This is a genomic window from Pseudomonas sp. HMWF032, from assembly GCF_003060885.1.
GTDB lineage: Bacteria > Pseudomonadota > Gammaproteobacteria > Pseudomonadales > Pseudomonadaceae > Aquipseudomonas.
This window is the reverse complement of sequence record NZ_QAIG01000005.1, coordinates 698,250-714,422: the sequence shown is the minus strand read 5'-3', so window position 1 is coordinate 714,422 and position 16,173 is coordinate 698,250. Positions and strand designations below refer to the sequence as shown.

The 16,173-nt window shown below is 55.0% G+C and carries 15 protein-coding genes; 8 read left to right on the top strand and 7 right to left on the bottom strand.

Annotated features, from left to right (window positions below; all coding sequences use genetic code 11):
* The first annotated feature begins 62 nt into the window (after positions 1–62).
* From DBR00_RS06030 to DBR00_RS06005, 6 genes are read left to right on the top strand one after another with little or no spacing between them, the layout of a single operon-like run.
* Entirely contained in the window at positions 63–548 is a 486-nt protein-coding gene (locus tag DBR00_RS06030; protein WP_256582937.1) for a GspH/FimT family pseudopilin, read from the top strand.
* A complete protein-coding gene (gene pilV / locus DBR00_RS06025; RefSeq protein WP_108486915.1) occupies positions 545–1,057 on the top strand; it encodes a type IV pilus modification protein PilV in 513 nt (170 codons plus the stop codon). Before DBR00_RS06030 ends, pilV begins: the two co-directional genes overlap by 4 nt.
* Positions 1,057–1,797, top strand: a complete 741-nt coding sequence (locus tag DBR00_RS06020; protein WP_108486914.1) for a PilW family protein — start codon at positions 1,057–1,059, stop codon at positions 1,795–1,797. The genes pilV and DBR00_RS06020 overlap by 1 nt, the downstream gene beginning before the upstream one ends.
* Complete coding sequence (locus DBR00_RS06015; protein WP_108486913.1) at positions 1,794–2,369, top strand: PilX N-terminal domain-containing pilus assembly protein; 576 nt, start codon at positions 1,794–1,796, stop codon at positions 2,367–2,369. The genes DBR00_RS06020 and DBR00_RS06015 overlap by 4 nt, the downstream gene beginning before the upstream one ends.
* The gene (locus tag DBR00_RS06010) at positions 2,366–6,271 is read left to right on the top strand and encodes a pilus assembly protein (protein WP_256582936.1); all 3,906 of its coding nucleotides are present in this window, start codon (positions 2,366–2,368) and stop codon (positions 6,269–6,271) included. Before DBR00_RS06015 ends, DBR00_RS06010 begins: the two co-directional genes overlap by 4 nt.
* Positions 6,268–6,741, top strand: coding sequence for a type IV pilin protein (locus DBR00_RS06005; protein WP_108486912.1), 474 nt, complete (start codon positions 6,268–6,270; stop codon positions 6,739–6,741). Before DBR00_RS06010 ends, DBR00_RS06005 begins: the two co-directional genes overlap by 4 nt.
* A 44-nt stretch (positions 6,742–6,785) precedes the next feature.
* Here DBR00_RS06005 and ispH read toward each other — a convergent pair whose 3' ends face one another.
* The 6 genes from ispH to murJ all read right to left on the bottom strand — a co-directional run bounded on the left by ispH (position 6,786) and on the right by murJ (position 14,545).
* On the bottom strand, positions 6,786–7,730 hold the full coding sequence (gene ispH / locus DBR00_RS06000) for a 4-hydroxy-3-methylbut-2-enyl diphosphate reductase (RefSeq protein WP_108486911.1): 945 nt from the start codon (positions 7,728–7,730) through the stop codon (positions 6,786–6,788).
* A gap of 197 nt (positions 7,731–7,927) precedes the next feature.
* Positions 7,928–8,365, bottom strand: coding sequence for a peptidylprolyl isomerase (locus DBR00_RS05995; RefSeq protein ID WP_108486910.1), 438 nt, complete (start codon positions 8,363–8,365; stop codon positions 7,928–7,930).
* Entirely contained in the window at positions 8,362–8,868 is a 507-nt protein-coding gene (lspA, locus tag DBR00_RS05990) for a signal peptidase II (RefSeq protein ID WP_108486909.1), read from the bottom strand. The genes DBR00_RS05995 and lspA overlap by 4 nt, the downstream gene beginning before the upstream one ends.
* The gene (ileS, locus tag DBR00_RS05985) at positions 8,861–11,692 is read right to left on the bottom strand and encodes an isoleucine--tRNA ligase (protein ID WP_108486908.1); all 2,832 of its coding nucleotides are present in this window, start codon (positions 11,690–11,692) and stop codon (positions 8,861–8,863) included. Before ileS ends, lspA begins: the two co-directional genes overlap by 8 nt.
* Before the next feature lie 48 nt (positions 11,693–11,740).
* A complete protein-coding gene (ribF, locus tag DBR00_RS05980; RefSeq protein ID WP_177479915.1) occupies positions 11,741–12,667 on the bottom strand; it encodes a bifunctional riboflavin kinase/FAD synthetase in 927 nt (308 codons plus the stop codon).
* A gap of 333 nt (positions 12,668–13,000) precedes the next feature.
* Positions 13,001–14,545, bottom strand: coding sequence for a murein biosynthesis integral membrane protein MurJ (gene murJ, locus DBR00_RS05975; RefSeq protein ID WP_108486906.1), 1,545 nt, complete (start codon positions 14,543–14,545; stop codon positions 13,001–13,003).
* Positions 14,546–14,722: 177 nt separating this feature from the next.
* Here murJ and rpsT point away from each other — a divergent pair, with 177 nt between their 5' ends.
* Both rpsT and DBR00_RS05965 read left to right on the top strand, forming a co-directional pair.
* Positions 14,723–15,001 (top strand): 30S ribosomal protein S20, encoded by a 279-nt coding sequence (rpsT, locus tag DBR00_RS05970; RefSeq protein ID WP_108486905.1) that lies wholly within the window; start codon positions 14,723–14,725, stop codon positions 14,999–15,001.
* Between the two features lie 202 nt (positions 15,002–15,203).
* On the top strand, positions 15,204–15,431 hold the full coding sequence (locus DBR00_RS05965; protein WP_108486904.1) for a hypothetical protein: 228 nt from the start codon (positions 15,204–15,206) through the stop codon (positions 15,429–15,431).
* Between the two features lie 73 nt (positions 15,432–15,504).
* Here DBR00_RS05965 and DBR00_RS05960 read toward each other — a convergent pair whose 3' ends face one another.
* Positions 15,505–16,122, bottom strand: coding sequence for an FKBP-type peptidyl-prolyl cis-trans isomerase (locus DBR00_RS05960; protein ID WP_108486903.1), 618 nt, complete (start codon positions 16,120–16,122; stop codon positions 15,505–15,507).
* Positions 16,123–16,173: the final 51 nt, after the last annotated feature.

The following is a 16,173-nucleotide window of genomic DNA, read 5'->3' as shown; positions in this document are numbered from 1 at the left end:
TAAAAGACAAAAGCAGGCGCACAAGCGACTATGACAGGTATGGTTTCCATAAGGAGCACATCGTGCCTCGAAAGCTGAAGATGCGTGGCTTTACGCTAATAGAGCTGATGATTATTTTGGTTCTGCTCTCCATTGTCGCAGGGATCGCAATACCAAATCTGACTCGCTTGATCACCAACCATCAGATAGAAAACCAAGCTCAAACGCTGAATAGCCTGTTGCAGTTTGCCAGAACCGAGGCGGTTGTTCGTCGCACCTCTGTAGCCGTAGTTAATAACGGCAATGCCTGGGCGGTAAGGCTCGGAGGCCAAACGCTTATACAAGAGACATTCGATCCCGAGCGGGCATCAGTATCTACCCTGCCGAACCCAGCCAACATCACATTTAACTCTAATGGCAGTGCAAACCCTGCAACAACATTCGTTGTGTGCCATGAAGACAATCCGATATTCGCTTACCGCTTGATACTGACTGCAAGCGGCCACAGCCGTCTTTACCCCCGCGGTAAAGCTGAAGACGGCACTGATTTGGGAGACTGCAATCCATGACGTTTTTTAAGCAGCACAAGGGCTTCAGCCTGATTGAAGTCATGGTCACGCTGATCCTTCTTACTGTAGGCCTACTGGGATTGGTAGTGATGCAAAGTCGCGGCATTCAGTACACAACTGATGCCGCACAAAGAAACAACGCACTTATGCTCGCCAATGAGGCCATGGAAATGCTGCGTGTAGCAGGCCCTCAGGCTGCTCAAAATAACTACGCCTTTGTCGAGCTGCCAGAATCTCAAGACTGTGAACCTGAAGTACAGGCGACTGACGTATCTAAACAGTTGGGATGCTGGGCAAGCCGGGTACGCCTGTTATTACCTGATGCAGAAAATTTGAGCGATGAGTTTCGAATCTGCCGCTCAAACGCGCCTAGAACGTGTGCAAACAATGGATCAGCATTCATGGTACAGGTTGCATGGCGCGCCGCAGGCAATGACTGCATGGACGCAAGCCCACAAGCCGGCAATGACCCATCCATATGCCGGCTGCACCTGCAAGGAGAACTCTGATGAACACGAGACAACTAGGCATATCGATGATTGAGCTACTCGTAGCCATGCTAATCAGTAGTTTTCTTATTCTAGGTGTGACACAAGTCTATCTCGACAACAGAAGCAATACCATATTTCAGCAAAACCAAGCGGGCAATATAGAAAACTCTCGATTTACAATACTAATACTTGAGCAAGAGTTAGCTAAAGCGGGTTATAGACGCCGCGCCGACCACACAATGGAGTATGCATTCCCCGCTGAAAATGCTGGCGGCAGATGCGGAATCATGAAAGCCGGACAGGTAACTAAATTTATTAGCGCCACCGAATTTTGCATTCGCTATCAGCCGGCCTTCACTGGAGCTACCGAGTGTAACGGTAACTTAATCGCCAACATCCCAACTAAAGCCTACGGTTTTTCAGCCGACACAGGCCTTGGTTACGCAAGGTTTGCGCTCAACAACAGTGGACTTACGTGTAACGGCACAGAACTTACCACCAACATCGACGGCCTCAGGTTCAACTTTGGAGTAAACAACCTTGAGGACGAAAGAAATATAACTAGATTCACAACAACACCTAATGCCGATGAAAACATAAGAGCCATACAATTTTCAGTGTTAGCAGCGAGCACCACAGAAGTAACAAAAGAGCCTGCCAGCACTATTTATGAATACTGGTTTGATGCAGAACCCACAAACAAGAAACTTTATAGCTTATTTTCAACCAGTACCAGCATGAGGAATCAAATGCCATGAGCGCCAAAAGAATCATTCAATTCCCCCACAGGCAACACGGCGCAGCACTGGTTATTGCTTTGGTTTTTCTGCTGATCATCACCATGGTAACCATCTCTAATATGCGAGAAGTATCCCTGGAGAGCCGTATTACGGGAAACACGATCGAAAGCAAACGCCTTCTTAACGTTGCAGAATCCGCCGTACGCGATGGGGAGCGAAGCTTGCAGCTAGTAGACAGCGAAGGCGAAAAGTTCTTCTCCCCTCCCACACTTCGAGCAAACTGTAATGGCTTGAGCGATGAAAAGGCCTGCGTCCTCAGTCGTGAGCCAGGCTATAACTTAGACCTGACCGAAAAAAGAGCTTACTCGGCTGCTGGAACAAAACTGGAAGGTGAAGCGGCTTATTACGTATTACTGGCTCCAGCGGGCGAAGGCCTAGGCGAAAGTGAAAATCCAGAGTACGGGAATAGGCATTCGGGCATCGGTCCTTTTCGTTATGAGGTGAATGGCACAGCCGAAAGAAACGGCATGACTACAGCCATTCGCACCAACGTCGCTTTCAACAGCGAAGGTAAGATTGAAGAAGAATGATCCGCATTAAACTCACTGCGACGACCCCACCGAAACGCTTCGGGGAGAAAAATATGAACGCAAAAAAACAACTCAGCAAAATTATCGGCAGCATGCTGATATCTGGCTTCTACTTTTTCGGCATACACAGTGCAACAGCTGCATCACTTAACATCAGCCAAAAGCCACTTATGCTGTCTGAAAGCGTTTCGCCCAATATGCTGCTTTCAATTGATGACTCCGGCAGTATGCGCTGGGCTTTTGCACCGGACAATTTAAATGGAACAGGCCCTACACGACGCGCAAAATCCAACTCATTTAATCCAATTCACTACAACCCAAATGCAACCTATACAGCCCCTAAGGTATTTAACACTTTAGGTAGCGAAGTTCAGCTGTCTACAACTTTCAACGCTGCTTGGCACAATGGATTCTCCACCGCGCGAGGCTCCGTAAACCTGTCTAACAACTACCGAGTGCATTGGACATACGACCCTAACGCCAACGCCCCCACAACCTATGGCTATAACAATACAAATATCAGACTTGCTGAAAACCCCAGCGCTGACTTTAATGCAAGCATTGTTAGAAACTCAAACGGAGCATCAACGGTTACTTCACCCGGCGGCATTACGTTTTCAATTAGACGCATAAGTAGCACCAGCTGTTCGGCCACTGCCAGTTACCCTGGAATTTTTTCGAATTTAACTGCAAACTGCACAAACACTGCAGCAAACACCTACACTGCCGCTTTAAATCAAAGCGGGGTTCCCGCTTACTACTACGCCTATGACGCCAGTAAAAAAGTGAATTGCGTGACAGGTGACGAGGATTGCTACAACCTCAGATTTGTTACGGCCTCTGAACAACAAAACTTCGCTAACTGGTACTCTTTCTATCGCAACCGTGCGCTTGCAACTATTTCCGCAGCCTCTTTGGCCTTCTATGACTTATCTTCAGAAGTCCGCCTGAGCTGGCAGGGGCTGTCTACATGCACAACGTTCGCCAGTACAGATACCGCTGGCGCATGCCGTAGGAATTTGTTTCAACCCTACAGTGCAGCACATAAAGGTCAATTATACTCATGGCTGCAGAGCCTGACTTTTAATGGCGGGACTCCCTTACCTGACGCAATGATTCGTGCAGGTGAATTTTATCGCACGAATGCCCGGGCCTGGGAAAAGAACCCTGGCGGCACGGGCAACACCACTGCTAATACCTATGCATGCCGCCCAAGCTATCACATCATGATGACTGACGGCATTTGGGGTACAGCTGCCAGCAGCACGCCAGCAAACTTCCGCGACGATAACTCAACGTTCACGCTACCTGACAATACAAGTTACAGTGGCCGCGCGCCCTACCAAGACAGCCAGAACAATACGTTAGCGGACTTGGCCATGCACTATTGGGCAACTGATTTACGGCCAACAATGGCTGACAGTCTAAAGCCCTACACCCCCTATAAAAGCGGTAATACCACAACTGACTATTGGGACCCGCGCAACAACCCAGCCACATGGCAGCACATGAGCAACTTCATCATGGGTCTGGGGCTAACCCAATCGCTGACTAACCCTACTATTCCATGGGCTGGCGGTACTCACGATGGCAGCGGGTATCAGGCACTACTCAATGGCACAGCTACTTGGCCACCAGCAAGCGCAACAGGCGGTAATAATAACGTTTATGACCTATGGCACGCCGCTATTAACTCGCGTGGCGAGTTTTTCAGCGTTGACAGCCCTGAGGCCATGGTTCAAGCCTTTAGAGAAATCCTAAACCGCATCGCAGATCGCTCTGCAACAGCCGCTCGTCCAGCGGTATCCGCATCGTTCGTATCGGACAATATCAATCAACTGCAAAGCCGCGTCTTCGCCACTCAGTTCTCGAGTGAAGACTGGAGTGGTGAAGTAACTAAACGCACTATTACTAAAACCGGAGAGGCCATTCCGGGCCAAAGTTGGAGCACCCGCACAGCAAACGCCAACCTTGACCCAGCTCTAAGAAAAATCCTGATAAAGGACCCGAGCAACAGCACGACTGGCCTGAAGAATTTCTTATGGAGTAACTTAACTGCGGCGCAGCAAGGCTTCCTGAACGTGAACCCCGAGGGCACCGGCGTTAGCAGTGACAACCGCGGCACGGATCGCCTTAACTATATTCGTGGAGACAGAACCAATGAAGGCGAGAACTCGCCCCAGTTCCGCCAACGCAGTACTATTTTAGGCGACATCATTAACTCCAGCCCCGCACTCGTTGGCACACCAGCTTATCTAAGCTACCTTGCAGATGACATAGAAAAGCCCGATCGCGGTGCTGGCTATAAGAACTACACCGACTTCCGTGAAAACAACAAACGATCTGCACGAAAGGAAATGCTCTATGTAGGCGGCAATGACGGCATGCTGCACGGATTCGAAAGCGATACGGGCAAAGAAATCTTCGCCTTTATCCCCTCAGCGGTCATACAAAATCTTAACAAACTAAGCGGCCAAAATTATAAAGGTGGGGAACATCGCTATTTTGTTGATGGCAGCCCAATCGTACGAGATGTCTATTTTGATAATACGCTCGGCTGGCGCACAGTCCTGATCGGCACGCTACGCGCCGGCGGAAAAGCCATGTTCGCACTCGACATAACGGACCCGGACAACATTAAGCTACTGTGGGAATTTGACTCCAGCAACGACGTAGACTTGGGTTATACCTTTGCTCAGCCTGAAATTGTACGACTGCACACTGGCCAATGGGCCGTACTGCAAGGCAATGGTTATAACAGCGAAAACGATAAAGCTGCGCTTATGGTAATTGATATAAAAACCGGCGCTCTCCTCAAGAAAATTGTTGTACCGCCTGTTGTCGAAGCGAATGTTACGCTCCCTAATGGACTATCAAGTGTGCGCGCAGCTGACAATAATGGTGACGGCCTTGCCGACTATGCCTACGCTGGTGATATTCAGGGCAATATTTGGCGTTTTGATCTGGTGCCCACTACAACAGCTGCGATTGCCGCCACAGAGGATCCATTCAATCGAAATCAAAGTATCTTCAACAGTAATAGCTTCACCCCCGCTCAATTCAAATTGGCGTATAACAACGAGCCTCTTTTTGTTGCACGCGACGCTCAAGGCTTGAGACAACCAATAACAATCCAACCGTCACTCGTAAGGCATCCAACAACCCTTGGCTACCTTGTACTGGTTGGTACAGGTAAGTACTTTGAGAATGGCGATGCCAATGTTGATACAAGTCGCGCGATGAGCCTTTATGGAATATGGGATCGCAAGACACGCAGACAGACGACTCAAGCACTGCAGGCAAATACTAGAGTTCGCGCCAATCTACAGAAACAGCAATTTGAACTGCAGCAGAATTCCGTGCAGTTTGATAACAACGGGACACCAATCAGCAATGATATTCGCCTCCTCAGTCAAAACACTGTCAAGTGGTACAGAGATCTTAATAGCGGCGAAACGTTTGACCCTACAAACGATGGCTTTGTCGAGAAGTGGGGCTGGCGCTTAGATCTGGCTGTTGAAAAAAACGGCTCTCAAGCTTTAGCAGGAGAAATGATTGTTAACAGTATGGCAGCCCGTGGCTCGACATTATTGGCCAGTAGCTTGACGCCAAATGACGACCCCTGCCAGGCAGGAGCCATCACATGGTTCTATGGTATAAATGCCCATACTGGTGGTCGCACACTGAAAAACATACTTGATCTGAATAATGACCGGCGCTTTGATAGCAAAGATCAGTACAAGAACCAAGTCGTAACGGGGCGTAAATATAGTGCACCTGGCGGCTTTACAATGTCTCCTGGCGGTATATTTGGTGAGGGCGGCGAACCCCCAATGACACTACCACCCATTATCGGAGCACCTCGCCAAAGCTGGCAAATCATTCCTGAGGACTTCCAATGACCGCTCTGAAGATGAATAGCTCGGGCTTTACCCTGCTCGAGCTGATGATAGTGGTGGCTATAATGGGCCTCATAGCCGCCATTGCCATCCCTAATTATTCTGAATATTTAGGCAGGACGAAGCGATCGGAGGGTCAGGCCGTATTAGCCAATGCTGCCGCGCTTCAGGAAAGATTTTTTGCGCAAAATAACCGTTACGTGATTACGAACGCGGAGATCAACCGATTAACGAGTAATTCAGCTCAACTCGTTGGGGCCGGCGTCAATCAAAGAGTGAGATCTGAGAACGACTACTACCGCGTTTCGGTATCAACATTGGCCGGTGACGGTGGCTACACACTCACTGCGACACCCAATGAACCTACATTCAGCGACCCAACTTGCGGAGGCCTGATCTTAAATGCGATTGGCGCAAAAAACCGTACTGCGGTTGGTGCAGGTGCCAAGACTGTTAATGAGTGCTGGAAATAAAAGGTGAGCGGTGGTGGCAGCCAACTACTGCCACCCGCTACACTTTAAACCTGCCTCACCCGTAATTCCTTCGGCATCGAAAACGTCACATTCTCCGGGCGCCCCAACAACTCTTGGGCGCCCGTTGCGCCCCACTCGCTCAGTTGCTGAATAACGCCCTGCACCAGGACTTCTGGTGCAGACGCGCCAGCTGTGATGCCAATACCGGTCACGCCATCAAACCACTCACGCTTTAAATCTTCGGCACCGTCGATCAGGAACGCGGGCGTGCCCATGCGTTCAGCCAGCTCGCGCAGGCGGTTGGAGTTGGAGCTGTTAGGGCTACCGACAACCAGCAGCACATCGCACTCGGCGGCGAGTTGTTTGACTGCGTCCTGACGGTTTTGGGTGGCGTAGCAGATGTCGTCTTTGCGCGGGCCACCGATAGCGGGGAATTTAGCGCGCAGGGCGTCGATCACTTTACTGGTGTCGTCCATCGACAGCGTGGTCTGGGTGACAAAGGCCAGTGCTTCAGGATTGCGCACCTGCAGTTCGGCAACATCGGTTTCGTCCTCGACCAAGTAGATCGTGCCGCCGTTGCTGGCGTCGTACTGCCCCATGGTACCTTCAACTTCCGGGTGACCTTCATGGCCAATCAGGATGCATTCGCGGCCCTCGCGGCTGTAACGGACGACTTCCATATGCACCTTGGTCACCAGTGGACAGGTGGCATCAAAGACTTTCAGGCCGCGTCGATCAGCTTCGCTGCGCACGGCCTGAGAGACGCCGTGCGCACTGAAAATGACGATCACGTCATCCGGCACCTGATCCAGCTCCTCGACAAAAACTGCACCGCGAGAGCGCAGGTCTTCGACCACAAACTTGTTGTGCACCACTTCATGCCGCACATAGATGGGCGGGCCGAAGACTTCGAGCGCGCGATTGACGATTTCAATGGCGCGGTCAACACCGGCACAGAAGCCACGGGGATTGGCGAGTTTGATATGCATGCTGGTTATCTCGGCGCGCGTAAACGAAAGTTGCCGTCGGTTGAGTTTGCGGCACATGCGGTCTAAGCCACGAATGCCGTGTAGCCCAGCACTGTGCCCGACATAGGAATCATGGTGGGTTGCGGCGCGCCAAACAACCTGTGCAGGCTAAAGCGGCGCCTGTATGCCTAACCCACCCTACGAAAATATTGCGCTGTTCAGAGCGCTTTGACCTCAATAATCTCCACCTCGAAGCTCAGCACTTTGCCGGCCAACGGGTGGTTGAAGTCGATGGTCACCTGGTTATCATCAAAGGCTTTGACTACACCCGGCAACTCGGCGTTGGCGGCATCATTGAAGATCACCAGCAAACCTTCCGACAACTCCATATCCTGAAACTGGCTGCGCGGCATAACCTGGATATTCTGCGGATTACCCTGACCGAAGCCCTGCTCCGGACTGATCGACAGGCTGCGCTTGTCGCCCGCTTTCAAGCCATAAATGGCCTGCTCAAAGCCTGGCAGCAGGTTGCCGTCACCGACCTTGAAGGTGGCGGGCTGTTTATCGAAGGTACTGTCCACCACATCGCCGTTGTCCAATTTGAGGGCGAAATGCAGGGTCACTTCCCTGCCCGGACCGATACGCACGTCAGTCATTTGCCTGCCTCCCCGGACTTTTCACTTTTGAACATATCCAGCGCCAGCAGGATGGCACCACCGGTAATCGCCATATCGGCCACGTTGAAGGCTGGGAAGTACCACTGCTGATGCCAATGCAACAGGATGAAGTCGACCACATGACCAAATACCACGCGATCCACAAGGTTACCCAGTGCACCACCCAGAACTAATGCCAACGCCACCGCCAGCCAGGTTTCGTCTGACTTGAGGCGTTTGAGCCAGACCACCAGCACCCCGCTCACCACCACGGCAATTGCGGCAAAGAACCAGCGCTGCCAGCCGGCGGCATCGGCCAGAAAGCTGAATGCCGCGCCGGTGTTGTAAGCCAGGGTCCAGCTGAAGTAATCGGGAATTATCACGATCTGCTGGTACATGCTCAGGTTGTTGTCGAACCAGAACTTGCTCGCCTGATCGACCACAAACACCAGCAGACTCAGCCACAGCCAGGACAAACGGCCGAAACGACTGCCATTAAGCATAATGACGAACCTCACCCGCGCCTTCAATGTTGTCCACGCAGCGACCGCAGATCTCCGGGTGGGCCGGGTTGATGCCAACATCTTCACGGTGGTGCCAGCAACGTCCGCATTTGGCATGGGCGGATTTCAGCACTTTCAGCTTGAGCCCGCTCACTTCGGTGTCTACTGCGTCGCTCGGGGCACTGGCCAGCGGGGCCAGGGTGGCAGTCGAGGTGATCAGCACAAAGCGCAGCTCGTTACCCAGTTTGTTCAGATCGGCAATCAGGCTGTCTTCGGCATACAGGGTCACTTCCGCCTGCAGGTTGCCGCCAATGGCCTTGGCCGCACGGAGGTTCTCCATCTCCTTATTCACCGCGACCTTGACCGCCATCACGCGCTCCCAGAAGGCACGATCCAGCTCGAAGCCTTTCGGCAATTCACCCAGGCCCTGATACCAACCATTGAGCATCACCGACTCGTTGCGCGCACCCGGCAGGTATTCCCACAGCTCATCAGCGGTGAACGAAAGTACCGGGGCGATCCAGCGCACCAGGGCTTCGGCGATATGGAACAGCGCCGTCTGGCAGGAACGTCGCGCCACGCTGTCGGCTGCAGTGGTGTACTGGCGGTCCTTGATGATATCGAGATAGAAACCACCCAACTCCTGCACGCAGAAGTTGTGCACCTTCTGGTAGACGTTCCAGAAGCGGTAGCTGTCATAAGCTTCGACAATTTCGCGCTGCAGCAGCAGGGCGCGATCTACAGCCCAGCGGTCCAGCGCCAGCATGTCCTGAGCCGGCAGCAGGTGCTGCGCCGGATCGAAACCGCTGAGGTTGGAGAGCAGGAAACGCGCGGTGTTGCGGATGCGCCGGTAGGAATCGGCGCTGCGCTGCAGGATGACCTTGGACACGGCCATCTCGCCGGAATAGTCGGTGGACGACACCCACAGGCGCAGGATATCGGCGCCCAGGCTGTCATTCACTTCCTGCGGGGCGACTACGTTGCCCAGCGACTTGGACATTTTGCGGCCGTTCTCATCGACCACAAAGCCGTGGGTCAGCAGCTCTTTGTACGGCGCATGGCCGTCGATTGCTGCGCCTGTTAGCAGGGAGGAATGGAACCAGCCACGGTGCTGATCGGAGCCTTCCAGGTACAGATCGGCGCGCGGGCCTTCGGCATGACCGAGCGGGTGCGAACCGCGCAATACGTGCCAGTGGGTGGTGCCGGAGTCAAACCAGACGTCGAGGGTATCGCTGATCTTGTCGTAGTCGGCGGCTTCATCGCCCAGCAGCTCGGCGGCGTCCAGCTTGAACCAGGCTTCGATGCCCTCGTGCTCGACACGTTTGGCCACCTCTTCCATCAGCTCGACACTACGCGGGTGCAACTCGCCCGTGGCTTTGTGCAGGAAGAACGGGATTGGCACACCCCAGTTGCGCTGACGCGAGATGCACCAGTCCGGACGCCCGGCAATCATGCTGTGCAGGCGCGCCTGGCCCCAGGCTGGGACGAACTGCGTTTGCTCGATGGCGGCCAGCGCGCGCTCACGCAGGGTGCCGCCTTCGTTCGGCTGCTTGTCCATGCCGACGAACCACTGCGCGGTGGCGCGGTAGATCAGCGGGGTCTTGTGGCGCCAGCAATGCATGTAGCTGTGCTGGATGGCTTCGTACTTGAGCAGCGCGCCAACTTCTTCCAGCTTGGCGACGATGGCCGGGTTGGCCTTCCAGATAAACTGGCCGCCAAAGAACGGCAGATCGCTGACATACACGCCGTTGCTCTGTACCGGGCTGAGGATGTCATCGTTGCTCATGCCGTAGCCTTTGCAAGAACGGAAGTCGTCCTCGCCGTAGGCCGGGGCCGAGTGCACCACACCAGTACCGGCACCCAGCTCGACGTAGTCGGCCAGATAAACCGGTGCGAAGCGCTCATAGAACGGATGACGGAAGCGGATCAGTTCCAGCGCCGCGCCTGGCGCGGTGGCGATCACGTCGCCCTGCAGGCCATAACGGGCCAGGCAGCCTTCCACCAGCTCTTCGGCCAACAGCAGCAGGCGCTCGCCGGCATCGACCAGCGCGTAGGTAAATTCAGGATGGACGTTAAGCGCCTGGTTAGCCGGGATGGTCCAAGGCGTAGTGGTCCAGATTACGATGGAGGCTGGCTTGGGCAAGCTCGCCAAGCCGAATGCGGCGGCCAATTTTCCGGCATCTTCAACCACAAAGGCGACGTCGATGGCATCGGACTTTTTGTCCTGATATTCGACTTCCGCCTCAGCCAGCGCCGAGCCGCAATCGAAGCACCAGTTGACCGGCTTCAAGCCCTTGAACACAAACCCTTGCTTGACCATTTCAGCCAGCGCGCGGATCTCGCCGGCTTCGTTGGCAAAATCCATGGTTTTGTACGGATTATCCCAATCACCCAACACACCCAGGCGCACAAAGTCAGCCTTTTGCCCTTCAATCTGCTCTCCGGCATAGGTGCGGCAGCGCTCGCGGGTCAGGTCAGACGGCTGGTTCTTGCCGAAGGTGGTTTCCACCTTGTGCTCAATCGGCAAACCGTGACAATCCCAGCCCGGCACATAGGGCGCGTCAAAGCCGGCCAGGGTTTTCGAGCGGGTGATGATGTCCTTGAGGATCTTGTTGACCGCATGACCTATGTGGATGCTGCCGTTGGCATAGGGCGGACCGTCGTGCAGAACAAACTTCGGCCGACCTTCGCCTTGCGCGCGCAGCTTCTGATACAGGCCAATCTCGTTCCAGCGCTGCAGAATCTGCGGCTCGCGCTGCGGTAGGCCGGCCTTCATCGGAAATTGGGTGTCAGGCAGATTAAGCGTGGCTTTGTAATCGGTCATGTCAGGCTCTTCGTAAGCGATTGGCACCCAGCCAATGAAGCTGGGGGCTTAAACGCGCCAATGGGCACGGGCGGCAGCAATATCGGCAGCAATGGCCGTCTTCAATGCCTCAAGGGAGGCGAAACGCTGCTCATCGCGCAGCTTGTGGTGGAAAGCCACCGTCAAACGCCGGCCATATAAATCACCGGCAAAGTCCAGCAAATGCACTTCCAGATGAGCGCTACCATCACCGGCCACGCTCGGGCGCACACCAATGTTGGCCACACCCGGCCAGGTTTGGCCGTCAACCTCGGTGCTGACCAGGTACACGCCCTTGAGCGGCACCCGCTTGCGCTTGAGCTGCACATTGGCAGTCGGCGCATTCAGCTGACGCCCCAGCTTCTGCCCGTGCAACACCCGCCCAGCGATCTGGAAGGGGCGCCCGAGCAGGTGCTGCGCCAAGGCGAAATCACCGGCATCAAGGGCTTCACGTACGCGCGTACTGCTGACGCGAATACCGTCCAGTTCAACCGTGCTAGCAGCCTCGACGCTGAAGCCTTCGCGCTCACCGGCCTCAGCCAGAAAAGCAAAGTCACCGGCGCGGTCACAGCCAAAGCGGAAGTCGTCACCCACCTCCAAGTGCTGCACCCCTAGCCCTTCAACCAGCACCCTATGCACGAACTCGGCAGCGCTGAGTTCCCGCAGGCGCCGGTTGAAACTCAGGCACAGAACCCGATCAACACCTTCAGCCGCCAGCAATGCAACCTTGTCACGTAACCGCGCCAGGCGCGCCGGCGCAACCTCAGGGGCAAAAAACTCGCGCGGCTGCGGCTCGAAAATCAACACGCAACTGGGTACGCCAAGCTCGGCAGAACGCTCACGCAGACGCGCCAAAATGGCCTGATGACCACGATGGACGCCGTCGAAATTCCCGATGGTGGCAACACAGCCCCGATGCAGGGGCCGCAAGTTGTGTAGGCCTCGAACCAGCTGCATAACGCGCTTCTTGCTCATAAAGTGGCCGATTATACGCACACCGGACAGCGGACAACAGGCAGCAAATCAGCTGCCTGTAGAATCGGCTTACAGCCTTGCGAGCTAGAGTCCTGTAAGGCAAAAACAGGCGAGATACGGAGCGCAGCGGAGCAACAGCCAACGGCTGGCCCGCAGGGTGAGCGCAGCGAATCAAGCGAAGTGTACGGGCTGTACAGGAGCATGAGTCGTTTCACTCGCCCTTCGGGCCGCACTAAAGCGCGCTAGCCGCAAGCGGCTTTACGAACCTGCTTTTAACGCAGCAGGGCCGACGCGCAGCAGATCGTAAACCGATGCTCAGAGTGCGCTGCGCCGCGCAAAGTCCTTCAAACGGAACCCCAGCAGCGCCAACACGACCAAATAAGCCAGCATGCCCACGCCAACCAACCCACCCAGGCGCAGCAAACGCCAGAGCATGGTGCCGTCCGCCCAGCCTGGCAGGTACTGCATGGCCAGCAGCAGCACGCCCACCATCGTCAACAACGCCAATAACAACTTGCCGAGGAACAGCACCCAGCCCGGCTGCGGCTGGAACATGTCACGTTTGCGTAGCTGCCAGTACAACAGCCCAGCATTCAGACAGGCGGCCAAGCCAATGGCCAGCGCCAGTCCGGCATGCGCCAGGGGAATCACAAAGATAAACAGCACATTCATCACCTGGGTCGCCAACAGCGTCACCAGCCCGATACGCACCGGGGTTTTGATGTTCTGCTGGGCGTAGAAGGCCGGCGCGAGAATTTTCACCAGAATGATGCCAACCAAACCCAGCGAATAAGCGATCAAGGCGCGCTGGGTCATCAAGGTATCGGCTGCGGTGAACTTGCCGTACTGGAACAACGAGGCAATCAGCGGCTCGGAGATAATCGCCAACGCCACCGCACTGGGCAGCGCCAACACCAGACACAGGCGCAAACCCCAGTCGAGCAGTTTAGAGTAGTCCTCGCGACTGGCGCCGGCATGGGTTTTCGACAAAGCCGGCAGCAGAATGGTGCCCAACGCCACGCCGAGCACACCAGCCGGCAACTCCATCAAGCGGTCGGCGTAGTACATCCAGGAAACAGAGCCTGCGACCAGAAAGGAAGCGAAGATGGTGTTGATGATCAGCGAAATCTGGCTGACCGACACCCCGAATATCGCCGGCCCCATCTGCCTGAGTACGCGCCAAACGCCCGAGTCTTTGAGATTCAGGCGAGGCAGCACCAGCATGCCGATCTTGTGCAGATGCGGCAGCTGGAACAGCAGCTGTGCCAGACCGCCCACCAGTACCGCCCAGCCCAGCGCCATGATTGGCGGATCGAAATAAGGGCTCAGAAAAAGCGCAAAAACGATCATGCTGATATTCAGCAGTGTCGGCACAAAGGCCGGCACCGAGAAGCGGTTCCAGGTGTTGAGCACAGCCCCTGCCAAGGATGAGAGGGAAATCAGCAAAATATAAGGAAAGGTGATGCGCAGCAGATCGGTGGTTAGCGCAAAGCGCTCCGCCTCATCAGCAAAACCCGGCGCAGACGCCCAAACAATCCAGGGCGCCGCGAGAACCCCGATCAAGGTCACCAACGCCAACACCAGTGTCAGCAAGCCAGTGACATAAGCCAAAAATGTGCGCGCTGCTTCATCACCCTGCTGGGTTTTATATTCGGCCAAGATCGGCACAAAGGCTTGGGAAAATGCACCCTCGGCAAAAATTCGACGCAACAGATTCGGTAATTTGAACGCCACCACAAAGGCGTCAGAAGCCACGCCAGCCCCGAAAGTGCGGGCAATAATGGTATCGCGCACAAACCCCAGAACCCGCGAGAGCATGGTCATGGAGCTGACAGCAGCCAACGACTTGAGCAAATTCATGTAGTATCCCTGCTCCACAAACGAGCACTGGCGCGCAAAAGCGACGAGTGTAACGGCCCGCCACTGGTCAGGCCAGCACGGGGAAAAGCCAATAGGCTTGACAGTACTCCCTCACATCGGCATGATTCGCGGCCTTATTTGTTTGTAACCCCCCAGTTTTTTTCGAGGAGCTTGACGGTGGCCAATACACCTTCTGCCAAAAAACGCGCAAAACAGGCTGAGAAGCGTCGTAGCCATAACGCCAGCCAGCGCTCCATGGTTCGTACCTACATCAAGAACGTGGTCAAGGCTATCGAAGCCAAAGATCTCGATCTGGCTAAAAACGCTTACACCCTGGCTGTGCCAGTAATCGACCGCATGGCCGATAAAGGCATCATCCACAAGAATAAAGCCGCTCGTCACAAGAGCCGCCTGAATGGCCACATCAAGGCCTTGGGCGAAGCTGCAGCAGCTTAAGCTGCAAAGCTGAACACTGGGGATCACTCAATCGAGAAAATCCCAACAGAAAAACCGATACTTTGTATCGGTTTTTTTGTGCCCGCGTTTTACCCCCCCACCACACAACAAACCCTGGCACCACGACGAAAGGCAGCGATAAGTACTTGCTATTAATTTAATAGGAATTATTCTCATCTGACCATTTAAAGGGAGATGAGCTATGACGTACTTGATTGATGCTTGGCTGGACCGCCCACACCCCTACCTGCGCATTCTCAATCGCAACACCGGCGAAGTCTGCGCCCTGCTTCAGGAAGATGCGCTGGATGAGCTGCGTGACCAGGGTGACCTGGATCTGCACGAACTGAACTCCAGTGAGCCGCTGGTGCTCAAGGAGCTGGTGCGCAGCCTGTTTCTCTACTGCTATGCCCGGGCATTGCGCCCCTGAAATGCATCACGGGCATGACCCGCTCCTACACAAGTAAGAGCGCAGCATGCCCGTGAAGGAAACCGACTAGGCGTTAGAGAACGTCCAGCAGCTCCACATCAAACACCAGCACACTGTGCGGCGGGATGCTGCCCACGCCTTGCGCGCCGTAAGCCAGCTCGCTCGGCACGTACAGGCGCCACTTGCTACCGGCATTCATCAGTTGCAGGGCTTCGGTCCAACCGGCGATCACGCCGCCAACAGGAAACTCAGCCGGCTCGCCGCGCTCATAGGAGCTGTCGAACACCGTGCCGTCGATCAGGGTGCCGTGGTAGTGAGTACGCACGCTGTCCTCACGGGAAGGCTTGGCGCCTTCGCCAGCAGTCAGCACTTCATACTGCAGACCGGAAGCCAGCACGGTGATGCCGTCACGTTTGCCGTTCTCAGCCAGGAAAGCCAGACCAGCACCCGCAGCGGCTTCAGCCTTGGCGGCTGCTTCGGCTTGCATGATGTCGCGAATGACCTTGAAGCTGGCCGACAGCTCGGCCTCGCTGACGCGACTTGGCTGGCCACTGAAGGCGTCAGTCAGCCCCGCCAGGATGGCGTCCAGGCTCACGCCCGGCGGTGGATTGTCACGCAGCTGACCACCCAGTTGACGGCCGATGCCGTAGCTGACACGGGTTTCGTCAGTCGAGAGATTGATATCGGACATAGCACGGCTCCGCTAGGGGCTAAAAAAGGTCGGCCAGCCTAGCACAAAGCA